This window comes from Winogradskyella sp. HaHa_3_26 (assembly GCF_019278425.1).
Classification (GTDB): domain Bacteria; phylum Bacteroidota; class Bacteroidia; order Flavobacteriales; family Flavobacteriaceae; genus Winogradskyella; species Winogradskyella undariae.
Genome location: NZ_CP058981.1, coordinates 2,610,470 through 2,627,500, shown reverse-complemented (window position 1 = coordinate 2,627,500; position 17,031 = coordinate 2,610,470). Strand labels below are relative to the sequence as shown.

Annotated in this window: 14 protein-coding genes (1 of these 14 running past the window's edge); 4 read left to right on the top strand and 10 right to left on the bottom strand. The window is 30.6% G+C overall.

Annotated features, from left to right (window positions below; genetic code table 11):
• The 7 genes from H0I32_RS11235 to H0I32_RS11205 all read right to left on the bottom strand — a co-directional run.
• Window positions 1-1,718, bottom strand: partial view of a putative porin gene (locus tag H0I32_RS11235; RefSeq protein ID WP_179313314.1) — the 5' portion only. It extends 238 nt beyond the left edge of the window; the window shows 1,718 of its 1,956 coding nt (coding positions 1-1,718); its start codon is at window positions 1,716-1,718; its stop codon lies beyond the left edge, outside the window.
• 135 nt (window positions 1,719-1,853) lie between these two features.
• Complete coding sequence (locus H0I32_RS11230) at window positions 1,854-3,773, bottom strand: S8 family serine peptidase (protein ID WP_179313315.1); 1,920 nt, start codon at window positions 3,771-3,773, stop codon at window positions 1,854-1,856.
• Between the two features lie 185 nt (window positions 3,774-3,958).
• On the bottom strand, window positions 3,959-4,783 hold the full coding sequence (locus tag H0I32_RS11225) for a hypothetical protein (protein ID WP_173586583.1): 825 nt from the start codon (window positions 4,781-4,783) through the stop codon (window positions 3,959-3,961).
• A gap of 8 nt (window positions 4,784-4,791) precedes the next feature.
• Window positions 4,792-5,616 carry a hypothetical protein gene (locus H0I32_RS11220; RefSeq protein WP_173586582.1) on the bottom strand — a complete coding sequence of 275 codons (825 nt, stop codon included), beginning with the start codon at window positions 5,614-5,616 and terminating at the stop codon, window positions 4,792-4,794.
• Between the two features lie 10 nt (window positions 5,617-5,626).
• Window positions 5,627-6,631: a RagB/SusD family nutrient uptake outer membrane protein gene (locus tag H0I32_RS11215; RefSeq protein ID WP_256928805.1), complete on the bottom strand. Its 1,005-nt coding sequence runs from the start codon at window positions 6,629-6,631 to the stop codon at window positions 5,627-5,629.
• Between the two features lie 10 nt (window positions 6,632-6,641).
• A complete protein-coding gene (locus tag H0I32_RS11210; protein ID WP_218747071.1) occupies window positions 6,642-7,022 on the bottom strand; it encodes a hypothetical protein in 381 nt (126 codons plus the stop codon).
• A gap of 12 nt (window positions 7,023-7,034) precedes the next feature.
• Window positions 7,035-9,980, bottom strand: coding sequence for a SusC/RagA family TonB-linked outer membrane protein (locus H0I32_RS11205; protein ID WP_179313317.1), 2,946 nt, complete (start codon window positions 9,978-9,980; stop codon window positions 7,035-7,037).
• Window positions 9,981-10,193: 213 nt separating this feature from the next.
• Here H0I32_RS11205 and H0I32_RS11200 point away from each other — a divergent pair, with 213 nt between their 5' ends.
• The 4 genes from H0I32_RS11200 (at window position 10,194) to H0I32_RS11185 (ending at window position 15,196) form a co-directional block, all read left to right on the top strand.
• Window positions 10,194-10,796 (top strand): ribonuclease HII, encoded by a 603-nt coding sequence (locus H0I32_RS11200; protein ID WP_173586579.1) that lies wholly within the window; start codon window positions 10,194-10,196, stop codon window positions 10,794-10,796.
• A gap of 96 nt (window positions 10,797-10,892) precedes the next feature.
• Window positions 10,893-13,262: a ribonuclease HII gene (locus tag H0I32_RS11195; protein WP_179313318.1), complete on the top strand. Its 2,370-nt coding sequence runs from the start codon at window positions 10,893-10,895 to the stop codon at window positions 13,260-13,262.
• A gap of 87 nt (window positions 13,263-13,349) precedes the next feature.
• Entirely contained in the window at window positions 13,350-14,402 is a 1,053-nt protein-coding gene (locus H0I32_RS11190) for a nucleoid-associated protein (protein ID WP_173586577.1), read from the top strand.
• 23 nt (window positions 14,403-14,425) lie between these two features.
• Complete coding sequence (locus tag H0I32_RS11185) at window positions 14,426-15,196, top strand: YoaK family protein (RefSeq protein ID WP_179313319.1); 771 nt, start codon at window positions 14,426-14,428, stop codon at window positions 15,194-15,196.
• Here H0I32_RS11185 and lipB read toward each other — a convergent pair.
• Genes lipB through H0I32_RS11170 form a run of 3 tightly spaced genes read right to left on the bottom strand, consistent with a single transcriptional unit; the run spans window position 15,193 to window position 16,870 of the window.
• Window positions 15,193-15,894: a lipoyl(octanoyl) transferase LipB gene (gene lipB / locus H0I32_RS11180; RefSeq protein ID WP_179313320.1), complete on the bottom strand. Its 702-nt coding sequence runs from the start codon at window positions 15,892-15,894 to the stop codon at window positions 15,193-15,195. The two genes, H0I32_RS11185 and lipB, sit on opposite strands and share 4 nt — an antisense overlap.
• A gap of 12 nt (window positions 15,895-15,906) precedes the next feature.
• Window positions 15,907-16,671, bottom strand: a complete 765-nt coding sequence (locus tag H0I32_RS11175) for a hypothetical protein (protein WP_179313321.1) — start codon at window positions 16,669-16,671, stop codon at window positions 15,907-15,909.
• Between the two features lie 40 nt (window positions 16,672-16,711).
• On the bottom strand, window positions 16,712-16,870 hold the full coding sequence (locus H0I32_RS11170) for a YqaE/Pmp3 family membrane protein (protein ID WP_173586573.1): 159 nt from the start codon (window positions 16,868-16,870) through the stop codon (window positions 16,712-16,714).
• Window positions 16,871-17,031 lie beyond the last annotated feature (161 nt).

Genomic DNA, 17,031 nt, shown 5'->3' with positions numbered 1-17,031 from the left:
TATTTAGAAAAATAATTAAGTGTTACACCTGTTTGTAACAACATCGATTTTTTAAATATATCATTAGAATAATACAATGTGTTTCTAGTAATAAATGAGGGTACATTAAGTACATTATCGTCACTAACTACATTTTGAAACATTATGGTATTATCTAATGCAAAATTCCCAACTTTGAATTCTTTCTGTAATTTGAGTCTAAAATATTGGAGTGGCTTGGTATACTGCTCCGGTTTTATAACGTTAACACCATCGGAAGTGGTTTCGTCTAAATTAAAATAGGTGTAATTATCTATATTAGATAAATCTAAAGAAGCGTTGAACCATTTTTTTGAGTTAAGATTGAATTTGATTTGCTGCGTATTTACATTATTAAAGTTTTCTAAATTATACCAGTTATAGTTGATATAATCACTTTGATATAATAGATAATTATAATTTGCAAGCCTAGAATTAATTGAAATACCACCAGAGAAGGCTATGTCTTCATTTAATTTTAAACTGATAACTCCATCTAGATAACTACCTACAAAAGTATCTGACAGATTTAGTCCTCCTTTTGCTACAAGATCGAATCCTTTATAACTTTTAGAATACGCTCCTTCTACACCAAAGTAATTAGATTGTATTCTATTTGTAATTGTTTCGTCTGATAATATAACAAGACTATCATACCCGTAATTGATATCAGTGTAATTTAGTGCGAATTCTACATTACCTAATAAATTGTTAGAATATTGAAAACCTATGGCTGTTTTAAAATCTTCTAACTTTACTTTGTCATTTACACTTGTTGTAAATGCATTACCGAAAAAAGTTGTTGCGGCTGTTGTTTGAGAATATTGGTAATATTTGTCTTCAAATGAAATTTTATTAAACAAGGCTAATTTATTATTTGACAATGAATCTTTCTTTTTAATGATATCATAGGATTGTTCTAAATAAAAACGTTTCCCTTCTAGAGTGTTTTCTGCATCCTCAAATTGTGGATCGAATAGAGAACGATCTAAAAACTCAGCATTACCAGATGTGAAGTTAATAATATCATCTGACTGCAATCCTCCGTTTTCATTATTAAGTAAATCTTGTGCTACAAAATATCCTTTTGCATGATATTTTTGATTTTTAGAGTTGTAATTTGAAATGAAACGAAAATTACCTGTACTTGTTAGTACGTTCTGATAATTCCCTAAAGACCTTAACCCTTTATAAGCAATCGCAAAATTGAATTGCCTGGATAAATTTACCGTAAAGAAAGCATCTAACATTTGTCCTTGCTCAAAAGCTGTTTTATAAGTTAACCTTGTCCAAGGTGTTGGTACTTCATAATAATAAATATCATCATGTTCTAAATAATTAAAGTGACGTGCTCTTGCCCCAAATGAAGGAGCTGTACTGGTATCCCAAGAATTAAAAGTAAGAGAATTATAGGTTTGACCAATATTGGCAAACGGCATTAAACCAAATTTATCTTTTTGAAGGTAGTTAAATTTATATGCCTTTTTAATGCTTAAGGTTGTATCTACTTGTACTGAGTCTGATAAATTATTATACTGCAGATACATATCAATTGTTGCTATTTCTTTTTCTCCTTTAGATTTTTTTAATGAAGAAACGTCTTGTTTGGCAGACGTATTATCTTTAGTCGGTTTATTTTGAGCTGTAAGACCAAGAGTAAACAAACAATATATAAGTAAGTATTTTATTTTGATGCGCATTTAAAACAATCTAATTTTAAAACAAAGTAAACTATAAAATATTGTAAAAGAACAAAAAATTACAAATTACTTAACATAAAAGCGACCAACAATAATTATTGTTGGTCGCTTTTTATATTATTTAGAGAATGAATACTATTCTATAATAATTTTTTTAGTTGTTTTAGTATTTCCTTGAGAAATATTAGCTAAATAAACACCAGATGCAACATCTGTTAAATTTATAGTCTCATTGAATTGATATGAATTATTAGTATAGGTATTTTTATAAACTAGACGTCCGCTAATATCATAAACATCAATCTTAACATTCTCACTGCTGTTATTGTTATTAAATCTAATATTGAACTCACCTTTACTAGGGTTAGGCCATATAGAAAACTCATCATATTCAAAATCTGAATTACTTAAAACTAAATCAGAACCTGTTAATATTAATGAGAAAGGCTGAGTTCCTCCTGTTAAAAATGGATTTTTATGAGTTACTGTTAAAGTATAAGTTGCAACTTCTCCACTATTAATATTGATTCTCTCAACATTATCAACAATATTATCTCCTTTTGTAGCAGATTGTGTAACATTAGCACTATTTAATTTCCAAGGCATATATGTCGTATCTCCCTGAGTAATTCTTAAATCTAAATCATTAACTAAAACTGGATCTGTATCATTTAATATACCTGATCTATCAGTACCTGCTGGATCTGTCCAACAAATTGTAGCTATTATAGGGCTTGAACCTGTAGATGTAAATGTATAAGTAAAAGTTTGACTACTATTTAAAGTTTCTTCAGAAAGAACAGCAGTACCTTCAACCGCATCTGCAATTGTTTCTGCCATAGCTTTAATATTTATTAATCCCCATCCAAATATAGGATCTGGACCAATAGAATAAACATCGTCATCTGCGGTATGACAAGCTAATCCTTTTAGAGTAGCTGATCTCATAAAATTAGAATGCAATTGATTATAATACTCTTGCATTAATAATAAACTACCAGCAATTGTAGGTGAAGCCATAGAAGTACCTGAAAGCCTACCATAAGCACTATCATCTGTACTATAAGTAGAAAAGACATTATTTCCATCTGCTGAAATATCTGGCTTAACACGACCATCATCAGAAGGCCCTTGACTACTACTTGAACTAATATTTAAAGATAATAATGTTCCATTACCATCTGTACTAATAACAGGGTCATCAGCATTAGCCACAATTAAATTATTCTTACTATTTTTTTCACCAACTAACTTATCATATCCTGATGCATTACCACCAGTATATGTATTTGAACCATCATTTCCGGCAGAAACTACTTGTAAGTAATAAGGAGCACTATATGCTATCTGATCCCAAGATCTAGCTTCTGAATTGTAGGTACCAATATTTGCTGCTGTTGCATTTTCAATTGGAATTCCATATGAATGATTAGATAATAACAAACCATTATTAGTTATTTCATTAATAACCTCACCACTATCACCATTCCAATCATAAGAAATCATATCTGTAGCAGTTGCCATACCTTTAGCACTACTATTAACTCCACTAGCTCCAATAGTACCAGTAACATGTGTTCCATGATTACTTATTCCTAAACTTGAGGCTGCATCTGGTGTTTCAACTCTAGACCCTCCCCCAAACACTCTAAATTCATTGTGTGTCGCTAATACTGATCCACCATCCCATATACCAATATACATAGAATTACCAGTTAAATTTAAACCTAAATCTCCTCCGGCTTGTACAAAATTAGTTCTACTCGTTCTGGCACCACCAAGGTTATCTGTAGATATATAAACTGGCTTATTATTTACAATTTTTCTTATTTCCATGACCTTATCACCATCTTTGATAATTCTAGGTACATTATTAGCAATAACATAGGCATTAATTATGTCATCATTAACTTTTTGTTGTTTTAAAAAATCAGCTTTAAGACTTTCCAAACTGGCAACATCTGTATTTCTTAAAATCTCTTTAACTTCTGATTCATTCTGTGAATAAATATTAAAAGAGATTACACATACAATAACAAAACAAATTTTCTTCATAATATAAATTTTCTTCATAACAAAAAAACGATAATAAATTAATCGTTATTTCTTTTTTTTAGTAAATATAGGATATTCATTTTTAATAGGCATAATTATAAGAATGACTTTTTTCTCAAAAAAAAATCATAAAAAAAAACCCTCATTAAAAAATGAGGGTTTATTAATAATATTTAAAATATTATTTATTGTAATACAACTGTTACACTTTCTCCTAAAAGAGTTTCGTCTAATAAATCGAAAGTAATAATGTCGTTACAAATATCATATGATCCAGAACCTGAAATCACATAAGGAATATCAATACCATAACCTTGGCCAGCATCTTCACCACCCGATACAACGGTTACATCATAAGTAACTGGATCGATAGAGAATCTTAACACACCAGGGAAATCACCTTGATTAACTTGTCCACCTGTAAGAGTGAAAAAGAAATCTGGCCCCCATATTGTATCAACATCATAAGTGTAATCCATACCATCTACAGGTGTTACAGTAACCTCATAACCATCTTCTCCTGTTCCACTAGGAATATATGTAGAAGTCCCTGTATAGGTAGGAGAAACATTGATAGCAAATTCTGGTGTAGAATAGGTAAATGAGCTCACTTCTTCTGATCTTAGACCATCATTATTTAAAGTAATGAAATAAGCTATATAATCTGTAGAAGGATTTAAATTCCCAGAAGTAAAAACAGCAGATCCATTTGTAGGAACTATAGTACTACCCGTCTCAAATATAGTTGATGAATCAGGAGCTTCAGAACCAACAGTAGTAAACAAATAGTATATAGTATTTGTAAATTCTGATGATGTTATAGTTATATCTGTTTTACAAGCAGATTCAGCAGATACAGCAAAAGTAGCATCACTAATTAAAGCTGTAGGTTCTTGAGTTGGTAAATCAAAAGAAAAAGAATCATCACTATTACAAGATGTAGTAAGTACTAAAAGCAATACAGCAAATATGCTTAAAGAACTTTTAGCTAATTTTATATAGTTTTTCATAATTTATATTAAAATTTAGTTAATGTCAATTCATAATCTCCATAAGTCCCAAGAGTACCTGTACTAGCAAGTGTTTTAGAACTATCACTATAAGCAGTAGTAGTATAATCGAAGTCAGCAAACAGAGCTAAATTAGGTGAAGTACTACCGTCATCAAAGATAAATTCTTTAGTACATGTTATAAAAGTTACAGTTGTACCGTTAGTTAAGTAAGTATCAAATCCTATTGAATTATTAAATACAATGGTAGTAGCACTATCTGTAGATAAAGTTGCATCTAATTGATAAGACTCACCAAAAGCATCAGCTAAAGTAAGACCTTCATTAGTTCCTCCTGCAGAAAAGACTTCAGTAACTGAGTAAGTACCTACAAATTCTTCAATTTCAATAGGACAATCATCTTCAATAATTCTAAGATCAGAAGTTACATTGTAAACACCTTGACCAGCAATCCCTAAAGAATAATCAGTATTACCTTCAATAGAAAAAGTAATAACAATATCATCAGTTGGAGTAACATCATCATCAGCTGTAACAGTTATGTATGCCTCAAACTCACCAGCAGGGATATTTACAATACCGTTAGCTGGTTCTACAGTAAAACCATCAGGTACTGTAGATGTGTAAGTAAAACTTACATCTATACCGTCAGGATTAGTAGTAGAAGCATATAAAACAGGTACTAATTGAGGTCCATCGCCTTCAGTCATGGTATCTGAACCATTTTCAAACTGTAACCAATCGCTGTTTAATCCAAGATCTGGAGTTTCAACATCTTCACAAGATGATAATAAAACAGTGATAAATAATAAAAATAAATATTTCGTTTTCATAATAATAGTTTTAGTATCCGTCATTCTGAATCATATTTGAATTTGCAAATATTTCATCTTGAGGGATAGGAAGTGTGAATAAATAATTACTATTTAGCATGCTACAAGCATCAGCAGCTAAGATTGAACAATCTGAATTGTCTCTTACTAAATCAGTACCAGTTCTTTTTAAATCTAAAAATCTGTGTCCTTCAAAAGCTAATTCTCTAAAACGCTCATCTAATATCTTAGACATTGCATCAGAAACATTGGTAAAACTCTCATCAGTATAACTAGAAATTCTAGTTGTTCTAAGTGCATTATAATCAGCTGCAGCAAGTCCTAACTGAGTTGATTGTGCATAAGCTTCAGCTCTAATTAAATATTGTTCAGCAACACGAAACTCTTTAAGATCATTTAAACCTGTTTGAGCAGCAACACCTGGATATTTATTAATAGATCTATTAGTTGCACCAATTAGACCTAATCTAATATCGTTAGCATCATAAGAATTATATAATTTATCTGAAGAGATCCAATCAAGAGATCCAGAAACAGTAGTATAAAACTGACCTATAGCAGATCCTCCTACTTCTCTAGCTAACTTGAAAATTATCTCAGAATCTTCATTATCATTCCACATATTAGTGTAATTAGAATCATCTGTTAAAGTATAACTATCAATCAGTAATGTTGATTTAGCAATTGCAGTTGGATAATCTTGACGGTATAAAGCCATTCTAGCCTCAAGTGCTGTAACAGCATCTAAAGTAAAGAAAATGTTTTCTGTAAACGTCGTTGGAATTAAATCCTTTGCTAAAGTAAGGTCTGCTTCGATACCTGCAAATACTTCACCTACTGTATTTCTAGCTGGTTGCTCTAAAACAACAGAATAATCTAGATAAGGAACAGCTAAAGCTGACTCATCAGTATAAGAACTACTAAAATATACCATTTGTTTAAAATGAGCCCAAGCTCTAATCGCATATAACTCACCTCTTAATTTATCAAACTCAGCTTGCTCATCCGTAGATATTGCAATACTATTACCAGCTTCTAAGAATACGGTTAGCTCTGTTTATAACAGTAGCATACCCACTATATATACCCGCTGAAGTATCTTCTGAAGTATTAATAGACCAAGTATGTACTTGTACACCAGAACCATTATTAGATTCAGGTAATTGCACTTCATCTGCAAACCAAGAGTTCCAAGTGATAGCCGAATTACCAGGTATAACAGCATAAACACCTATAACACCATCTGTAAACTCAGTTAAATTAGTAATTGCATTACTTTCTGTTATTTCATCATCCGGTCCTATTTCGTAAGCATCTTCACAACTTGTAAAAAATGCTAAAGTCAATAGAAGTAAAGCTAAACCTAGTTGTTTACTAGAATTTAGTATATTATTTTTTATTTTCATTATCAATTTATTTTAAAAGTTTAAATCTACACCAAACGTAATTGTTCTAGGTGTTGGATACTCATATCCTGCAATATTATTATCATCTTCAGGATCGAAACCTGAGAAGTTAGTCCATGTATAAAGGTTTTGACCTTGAACATAGAATCTCATACCAGAAAATAAATTAGTATCACCTAACTGTTCAGAGGTAAATGTATACCCAATTGTTACGTTAGTTAATCTCACATAAGAAGCATCTTCAATATCTTTAGAACTGAATTCTCTATTATAAGCAAAACCTTGAGTATCTGTAACCTGACCTGGAGTTCTCCAAATATCTAACATTGATGTCGCTAGGTTATATTGTGAAAAGTTTGCATTTTCTTGAAAGAAAGATTGGTTATTAAATCTATAATAATCCTCTACCCAAGTAAATTGTGCTGATGCACTAAATCCTTTATAATTAATTTGAGAACCAAAACCACCAGTCCAAGTAGGCTCATAACTTCCCCATTGTGCTAAACTATTGTCTTCACTATAAGTATCTGTAACATTACCATCAGCATCTAAATATAAAGGCTGACCGTTTGCTGGGTTAACCCCTGCCCATCCTACAGCATAATGAGATCCAAAAGCTAAACCTTCTCTAACAATTGAAGTTCCAAGCTGGTATTCATCAACTTGACCTAAATCTGTAATTTCATTTTTGTTATAGTTAAAATTAAAGTTTAAGCTCCAAGAAAAATCTTTGGTTTGTAAAACAGTACCATCAATTTGTCCATCAAAACCTTTATTTTGCATTTTACCTGCATTGGCATCAATAGAAGCAAACCCTGAAGAAAAAGATAATGATTGATCAATAAATAAATCTGAAATACTTTCGATATAATAATCAATACTACCTCTTAATCTATTATTGAAAAAACCGTAATCTACACCTACGTTAAATTTCTCAGACTCTTCCCATTTTAATTGGTTGTTACCAATTGAAGCTACAGATAAACCTGAAACCCCTGCATAAGAAGCTGTACCATAAGTACCTTCATCTTGAAAATCAGCAATACCTGCTTGATTACCTGTTGTACCTATACTTGCTCTTAATTTTAAGTTATTAATCCAACTAGCTGTTAAGAAATCTTCATTATGAATAGCCCAACCTGCTGCTACAGCGTAAAATGTACCCCATTTATTAGCATCAGAGAATCTAGAAGAAGCATCTTTACGTAAAGTAAATTCTGCAAAATACTTGCTATCATAATCATATTTGATATTTGTAAACGCACCAAATAAACCTCTTTGAGTTACACTACCTCCAACATCAGGTATAAACCCATTAGTATCAGTACCAGCTGTAATACCTGTAGCATAACCAAGACGCTTAGCATCAATACCATAACCTGCAAAATTAGCATTAAAAGCATGATATTTGTAATACTCTACAAATGCAGACACATTTAAATTATGAACATCATTAAAAGTATTATTATAGCTTAAACTAGAAAGCGCGTTAATGTTAGCAATAAATGTATTACTAAATTCATAAGTACCTTCATCACCTATAAAACCAGCATTAGCACCAAAAAAAGTATCTGGTGATACACCACGCTCAAATTTTCTATCAATATAATCTACACCAATATTAACTCTCGCTGTAACATTTTTCATAAACTCTAAACTAGCATTACCACTAATATTAATTTTTAAGTCATTTTGTATACTACTGTTAGTGTTAAGATTTTCTAAAGCATTACCACCTAATAAAGGAGTACCTTGATCAGAAATACCTGTATTATAAGAACCATCAGGATTGTAAGGTGTCTCATAAGGCTGAGCTAAATACACAACAGCAAAAGGGTTATTTGTATTAATAGAAGCTTCAGAACTTATATAATTAGATTTAGAATACCCAATAGATGTCTTAACACCAATTTTAAATTTATCAGAAACTTTATGATCTACATTTAACCTTGCAGTAAATCTCTGTAAGCTAGACCTAAGAGCAATACCTTCTTGATCATACATACCTACAGATGTAAAAAACTGAGTTTTTTCATTACCACCAGACACAGAAAAATCATGTGTTTGTGTAATACCTGTTCTAAAGAAATAATCACTCCAATCTGTTGTTTCTGCATTTGCAATATCTGCATCAGACCATGTCCCTGGTGATTTCCAGTTTTCAAAAGTCATTTTCTCTTGAGCATTCATCATTTCAAAACGCAAGTCTCCAATTTCAGAAATACCGTATTGAGTAGAATATTTAACTTTAGACACTCCAGCAACACCTCTCTTAGTAGTAATTAATATAACACCACTACTACCTCTAGATCCATAAATAGAAGTTGAAGCCGCATCTTTTAAAACCGTAATATTTTCAAAATCATTTGCATTTAATGTTGCAAAATCACTAGAAGTAATTGGAACTCCATCCATAATATATAAAGGATCAGAACCACCATTAATAGAGTGAGTACCTCTAATTCTTACTTTAGCACTAGAACCAGGCTGACCTGAACCAGATGCAATATGTAAACCAGGAGATTTTCCTTTAAGAATTTGATCAAAAGACCCGATTGGAACTTGCTCGATATCTTTAGCTCCAACAGTAGAAACAGCACCAAGTACAGATTCTTTCTTCTGCTCTCCATAAGCAACAATTACTACTTCTTCAAGAGTACTTCCATCTTTCAATGCAACATTGTAAGAATTAGAAGACCCAACTTTAATTTCTGCAGGCAACATACCTACATAGGAAACGACTAATATATCACCTTGATTAACCTTGATAGTAAATTTACCATCAAAATCAGTCTGTTGACCATTAGAAGTACCTTTTACAATTACACTTGCACCCGGAAGAGGAAAATCATCCGAAGCAGTAGTAACCGTACCTGTGACAGTTTTCTCTTGTGCAAAAGAAAACTGCATCACGAACGCCATAAAAAGCGTTAATAACCATGTTAATTTTAATTTCATAAAACAATTATTTGAGTTAGTCTAATTGCAAACATCTTAATTAAATATTAAATAAGCAAGGCTTTTTGCTAAAAAAATGTTAACAACATTACGATAATAACAACAATTCAAGAAAGTCGTTTCTTTATTGTTTATCCCGTACACTCTCTAGTTAGATGGCAAAAGTGTAAAAAGGTTGCGTTAAAATTTTAACTTTGTAAAAAAAAACTTCTTTTGACACTAAAATCTCAATATTCATCATATATTTTAGAATGTGGTACCGACGAAGCTGGTCGTGGTTGTTTGGCAGGCCCGGTTACTGCAGCAGCCGTTATTTTACCTACTTCATTTAAGAACAATGTTTTAAATGACTCGAAACAACTTTCAGAAAAAAAGCGGTCTGATCTAAAACCAATCATAGAACAACAAAGTATTTCTTTTGCTATACAACACATATTTGAAGCCAAAATTGACGAAATTAACATTTTAAATGCCTCTATTTTGGCCATGCACGGTTCTATTTCTAAATTAAAAATAGTACCTGAATTTATCATCGTAGATGGTAATAAATTTAAACCTTATAAAAAGATTCCTTTTGAAACTATTATAAAAGGTGATGGCAAATATTTAAGTATTGCAGCTGCTTCTGTGTTAGCAAAAACTTACAGAGATGCATATATGGAAAAAATTCATGAAGAATTTCCAATGTATAATTGGAAACAAAACAAAGGTTACCCTACCAAAGAACACAGAGCAGCAATAAAAGAATATGGTATTACCAAGTATCACAGAAAAACATTTCGATTACTCCCTGTGCAATACAATTTAGACATCTAACATAAATTTAAATTCTTTTACGCTAGCATTAATGTCTAGTTTTAAAATTATAGTGGTTATAACTTTTTATATTTGTAATCTAAAATTTTAGATTTAATGAAGCGACTTGGTTTTTTATTGATTTTATTCTTATTTGTTTTGTCATGTCAAAAAGACTACAACAAAACCAAGCAAGCGCATCAATTTATACCCAATAAAACAGATGTAATTATTCAAGTTAATGAGCTTAACGATTTTATTAATAGTATTGAAAATAATGATATTCTTTCTACTATATATAATGAGCAGTTAAAAAACATTATCCCTATCCTAAACAACTTAAACACAACAAATCAAGTTTATATTTCTTTTACAGATTCCATCAATACAAATCCTGATTATTTAGTGCTAACAAAACACGATAGTACATTATTTGTAATCGATTCTATACCTAATCTTATTTCTGAAACTTTAGCCGATTCAAAAATTGAAAAGACTCAAATAAACGACAATACTATCTATCATAAAATTATTGGAAACACTTTTGCTGGCTCTAATAATTTAGAACTTATAAAAACATTAAATTCCGAAAATGAAAATACAGAAATCAGTAAACTCATTGAAACTGCTGATAAAAAATCTGTTGCTTCTGTAATCTTTAAACCTACAGTAAAAAATTATTCAAAATTATTATTCTCAGATTTCATAAATAAAGGTAAAACCAACTTTACCGTTCTAGATCTTAAATATAATGACACAGGTCTAAGTTACAATGGAATATTAACCTCTAAAGATTCTAGTTATAATTACATTGATAGCTTTAAAAATACTATCCCACAAAAAACGAATAGTCCTGCAGTAGTTCCACGAAATACAGAATCATTATTAAGTATTGCTTACGATGATTTCTCAGTATTCTTCAAAAATAATACAAAACTAAAAGGTGAAGATGCTGATAACTCTAACACTTTTTTAAATTTCACAAACGAAATTGCGTTAATCGATAATGCTCTTATACTTCATTCTTTAGACCCTAACTTTCTAGTAGAATCTATTGAAAACAAATCTTACACAGAATCATTTAGAGATTTTGACATTTTTGAATTTGAAGATCACGATTATTTCAAAACCATTTTAAAACCTTTTATCAGTTTTGAAAACGCACAGTACTTTTCTGTTTTTGAAAATTTTATTATTTTTTCTGAAACCACAGATCATCTAAAAGAAATACTTACAGACGCTTTAAATAACAACACCCTTGTAAATTCTGATGCTTTTATTAATATCAATGATAATTTAAGTGACGAAGCATCCCTATTTATATACAAAGATTCTAAAGAATTATCATCTATAATGGGAGAAAACCTTGACGGTTATAATGCTAATGCTGTACAATTTATACAGGAAGATAATTACACTCACATTAATGGTATTATTCAGAAATTTAAAAAACGAGCAGCTACAAATTCTGTAAACGAAGCCTTTACAACAAAACTTGAAGCACCATTAATAAAAGCTCCACAAACGGTTAAGAACCATATTACTAAAGCCAATGATATTGTTGCTCAAGACGTAAACAATACACTTTATCTTATATCAAGCTCAGGAAATATTCTTTGGAAGAAAAAACTTGAAAACAAAATTTTAGGTAAAATTGAGCAAATTGATATGTATAAAAACGGTCGATTACAATTAGCTTTCGCAACCTCTAATCGCATATATGTTTTAGACAGAAACGGTAATGATGTATCACCGTTTCCTTTAAAATTTAATGATAACATTACACAACCCCTTTCTGTATTTGATTATGATAAAAAGAAGGATTACAGATTGCTTGTAACCCAAGGTAAAAATCTTTTAATGTATAATGCAAAAGGACAAACTGTTAATGGTTTTAAATATAAAAATAACGACTCCAATATAATATCTCAACCCAAACATTATAGAATAGGAACAAAAGACTACATTGTTTTTGGAGCTGGAGAAAATTTAAAAATATTAAACAGACAAGGTAGCGCAAGAGCAAACGCAAAAGACAAAATTCGCTTTTCGGATAACGAAGTGTATTTATATCAAAACAAGTTTACAACAACAAATACACTTGGAGAATTAATTCAGGTTGACACTAGAGGAAAACAAACGTCCGAAAACCTTAATCTCACTGATAAGCATAAAATAAGCACAACCAGTAAAACGCTTGTTTCATTAAGAGAAAATAGGCTTACAATAAAATCTAGAAAAATAGATTTAGATTATGGTGATTACTCAGAACCAAGAATTTTCTATTTGAATGATAAAATTTATGTCACTACAACAGATAAACAATCTAAAAAAGTCTATCTTTTTGACAGTCAAGTAAAGTCTATTCCTAATTTTCCTGTTTTCGGTATTGGAGCTGCAACATTAGAAAAATTAGATAATGACAACGGTTTAGAACTGATTACCCAAAGTGATGACCAAACTATTGTAGTATATAAATTGAACTAAATCCTAGTATTATTTCTGTAAGTAGTTAAAACATTTAAACGTTAACATTACAGTATTACCTATTTATTTTAAAGATGATTTAACCCCATGATAAAAAGACAAAAAGCTTCTATAAAAAGCTGTATTATTCATAAAGTTGGTAACAAATTTAATGGCACAAAAAATGCTTTTTCAGATGCTAGTGTAGATTTTGATGAAGCTACTTACCATTTAATGCTACCTTATCTTTTAAAACCATTTGTTAGTGTTGCAGAAAGCTATCGTTTTCATCACCATAGCGATGTTGCCCTTAATGAAATTAACACTTATAGCGAGCAATTATTTAAAGACGATGCTGATTTTGTAGACATATCTAAGCACATTGTCACCCATTTATTTGAACAAAGTAATTCTGCTCAAATCAAAACAGGAGATGTTCTTATTTGTCATTTTGAAAACATTCAATACGAAGATTATTTTACAGATGCCATTGGTATTTTTAAAATAGAAAATAAAACTGAGTTTTTTCAAACGTATTTAGAAGACGGTAATAATTACGATATTTTAGTTCAGAAAGGTATTCAGGCAAAAAAAGTAGATAAAGGCTGTCTAATTTTGAATACATCCGATATGGAAGGTAAAATTGTGCTTAGTGTAGACAACAATTCTTATGATACACAATACTGGATTAAAAGCTTCTTAAACATTAAGTACCCAGACGATAGTAACCAACACACTAAAAACTGTATTGAGCTTTGTAGAGAGTTTTCTAAAGAAGTTTTGCAACCAAATTTCGGAGGTCAAGAGCAAAGTAATTTCTTAGCTAAAACCGTTGATTTTTTCAAGGAAAATGAAATTGTAAATATCGACACATTTAAAGAAGAAGTATTTGCAGAAGAAGATAAAATACAGTTGTTTGAAGACTATAAAAAAACATACGAAACAGACAATAAAGTATTAATTAGAAATCAATTTGACGTTTCTGAAGTCGCTTTAAAAAAGCAAAAACAAAAAATTAAAACAGAAATAAAACTCGATACAAACATTCAAATAAAACTTGATGTTGATGCACCAGATGCTTCTGCAGAATATTTAGAACGTGGTTACGATGAAGAAAAGAAAATGCATTACTACAAAGTGTTTTTTAATGACGAGGCTTAATTTTAATTAGCAATTTAAATAAAATGTTTAGACATCAAGGCACAAGCAGAACTATAAAACATAATCTGCGAATTGCTACCATTTTGTCCTTTGTCGCTGGTATTGTTAATGTCTCTGGATTTTTAGCTTTTGGAGAATTAACAACCAATGTAACAGGTCATTTTGCACTTTTTATAAGTGATGTTGCTAACTTTGAATTTTGGAAAGGAACCATCTATTTTTTATATTTTTTCTCTTTCCTATTTGGTTCTTTTTCGTCTAGCTTTCTTATTGAAAAATACAGAGGAAGTAAAAGGTTAAATGTCTTTGTACTTCCTACATTGTTAGAGTGTATAATTCTAATATTTATTGCCTTAATTAGTCATGTTGGAGCAATAGAATACTCAGACCTTATTGTTTGCGCACTTCTTTTTGCAATGGGGCTTCAAAACTCTTTTGTAACTAAAATTTCTAATGCAGTCGTAAGAACGACACACCTTACGGGATTATTTACAGACTTAGGAATTGAACTTTCTCAGTTATTATTCCCTATTTACCACCCAAATAGAGAGACAATAAAATCAACCATCAAACTTCGGATTTTTATTATCTGTTTCTTCTTTTCTGGTGGACTAACCGGAGGTTTTCTTTACACAAGATTAAACTTTAAATTAAACACGCTAATTGTCGGCGCAATAATCTTATTGGTCAGTCTGTTTTTTGATGATTTTAGATATCGATTAATAAAAACTAAAAGAAAGTACAAACAAAGAAGAAAAGCTGTAAATAAAAATCTATTTAAATCTGTAATCTAGTCTATAAAAGAAGCCTCAAAAAGTGTACTAAAATTCTTTAATATTTTAGCTTTAACTTCAGCTTCATTAACTAGATCAACCCCTAATTCATTATTTAAAGTTGTTACTGCTTTTCCTTTTATTCCACATGGAATAATGTTATCAAAGTATCCTAAATCAGCGTTTACATTAAGTGCAAATCCGTGCATTGTAACCCAACGACTAGCTCTAACTCCCATAGCACAAATTTTACGTGCAAACGGCGTACCTACACCTAACCACACACCTGTTTCTCCGGGACTGCGTTCGGTTTTTAAACCATATTCACCCAAAGTAAGAATGATTACTTCTTCTAGAAAACGTAAATATTTATGAATATCTGTAAAGAAATTATCTAAATCTAAAATAGGATATCCTACTATTTGTCCTGGACCGTGATATGTAATATCACCTCCCCTATTAATTTTATAGAATGTTGCACCTTTTTTGGCAAGTTGGTCTTCTGAGAGTAATAAATTAGATAAGTGACCACTTTTACCTAAAGTATAAACGTGTGGGTGCTCTACAAAGATAAAATGATTTTCTGTAACCAAATTAGTATCCTCTCGTCTATTCTTTATCTTGGTATCTAAAATAGATTTAAAGATCTCTTCTTGATAATCCCAAGTTTCCTTAAAATCTTTGGTTCCTAAATCTTGTAGTTTTATAACTTTATTCAAAACAATTAATTTTTAATCTTCTAAAACAACTTCGATATTCAATATTTCTGGATCCTTAAGCATATCTATAAACCCTACTTCATAAGTAACAGTTTTCCTATCCTCACTGTACATAGCTCCTTCTTTTGAAAAGGACTTTACAGCTTTAGGAAAATGGTAATTAATTATATATTTCGAAGATCCCAACATCAAAGCCGATTTATCTATACTATCTAAAGATTGTTGGTGCTTTTCCATATCAATAATTGCCACATTTCTTTTAAAAACAGTACCATCATACGAGTAACTCACCAAAGTAGAGCCTTCATTTCCCATACTAGAAAATGGACTTAGAGGCAAATTATCACTAGCAGTTTCACCTCCTTTCAAATTGTTAAAGTTATTCATTGCTTTATACATATCACGCAACTCGTTGGCATTGTCAAAATCTGTTTCTATATCAAAAAACATCTTTCTTTTATCAGGATCCATAACCATGTGAAGTTTATAATCCTCCATAGCTTTAATCTTTTCCTGTTCTTCTAAAGACAAATTAGAAATACTATCTTTATATTCTACCAAAAAGTCCTTAAAAACGATTGTAGAATCTACAGCTTTACTCATTTCATCTGAAGCATTTTCACCCATTTGTCCTAAAACATCCATCATTTCTGAGGCATCCATTGAGAACTTTACTGTACCACTACCATCTTCATTGACATAAATATTTTCAGAAAACTGACAACTTGTAAGCATCATTAATGCTAAACAACTAAGTAATGTAAAAAACTTTTTCATTATAATATTTTAAGTATTTAAGACGACAAAGGTAAGACTTTTATCGCTCAGGATTATTAAGAATAATCAATGCTGCAATAACACCAGGAACCCAGCCACAGAGCGTCAACAGAAAAGTAATTAATATAGAACCACATCCTTTATCAAGGACAGCTAAAGGTGGACAAATGATAGCTAATATAACACGCCAGAAACCCATAATATTGTTTAATGATTTAATGTCTTTATAAGACGTGTGCTTTATTGAATTGTTACACTTTTTCTGAATTTGTTAGATTTAAAACAAGGTTTCCATAAAATCTAACTAAAAGGTGCTCATTAATTTTTCTAAAAAGTGTAATTTTGCATTCGCTTATCAAA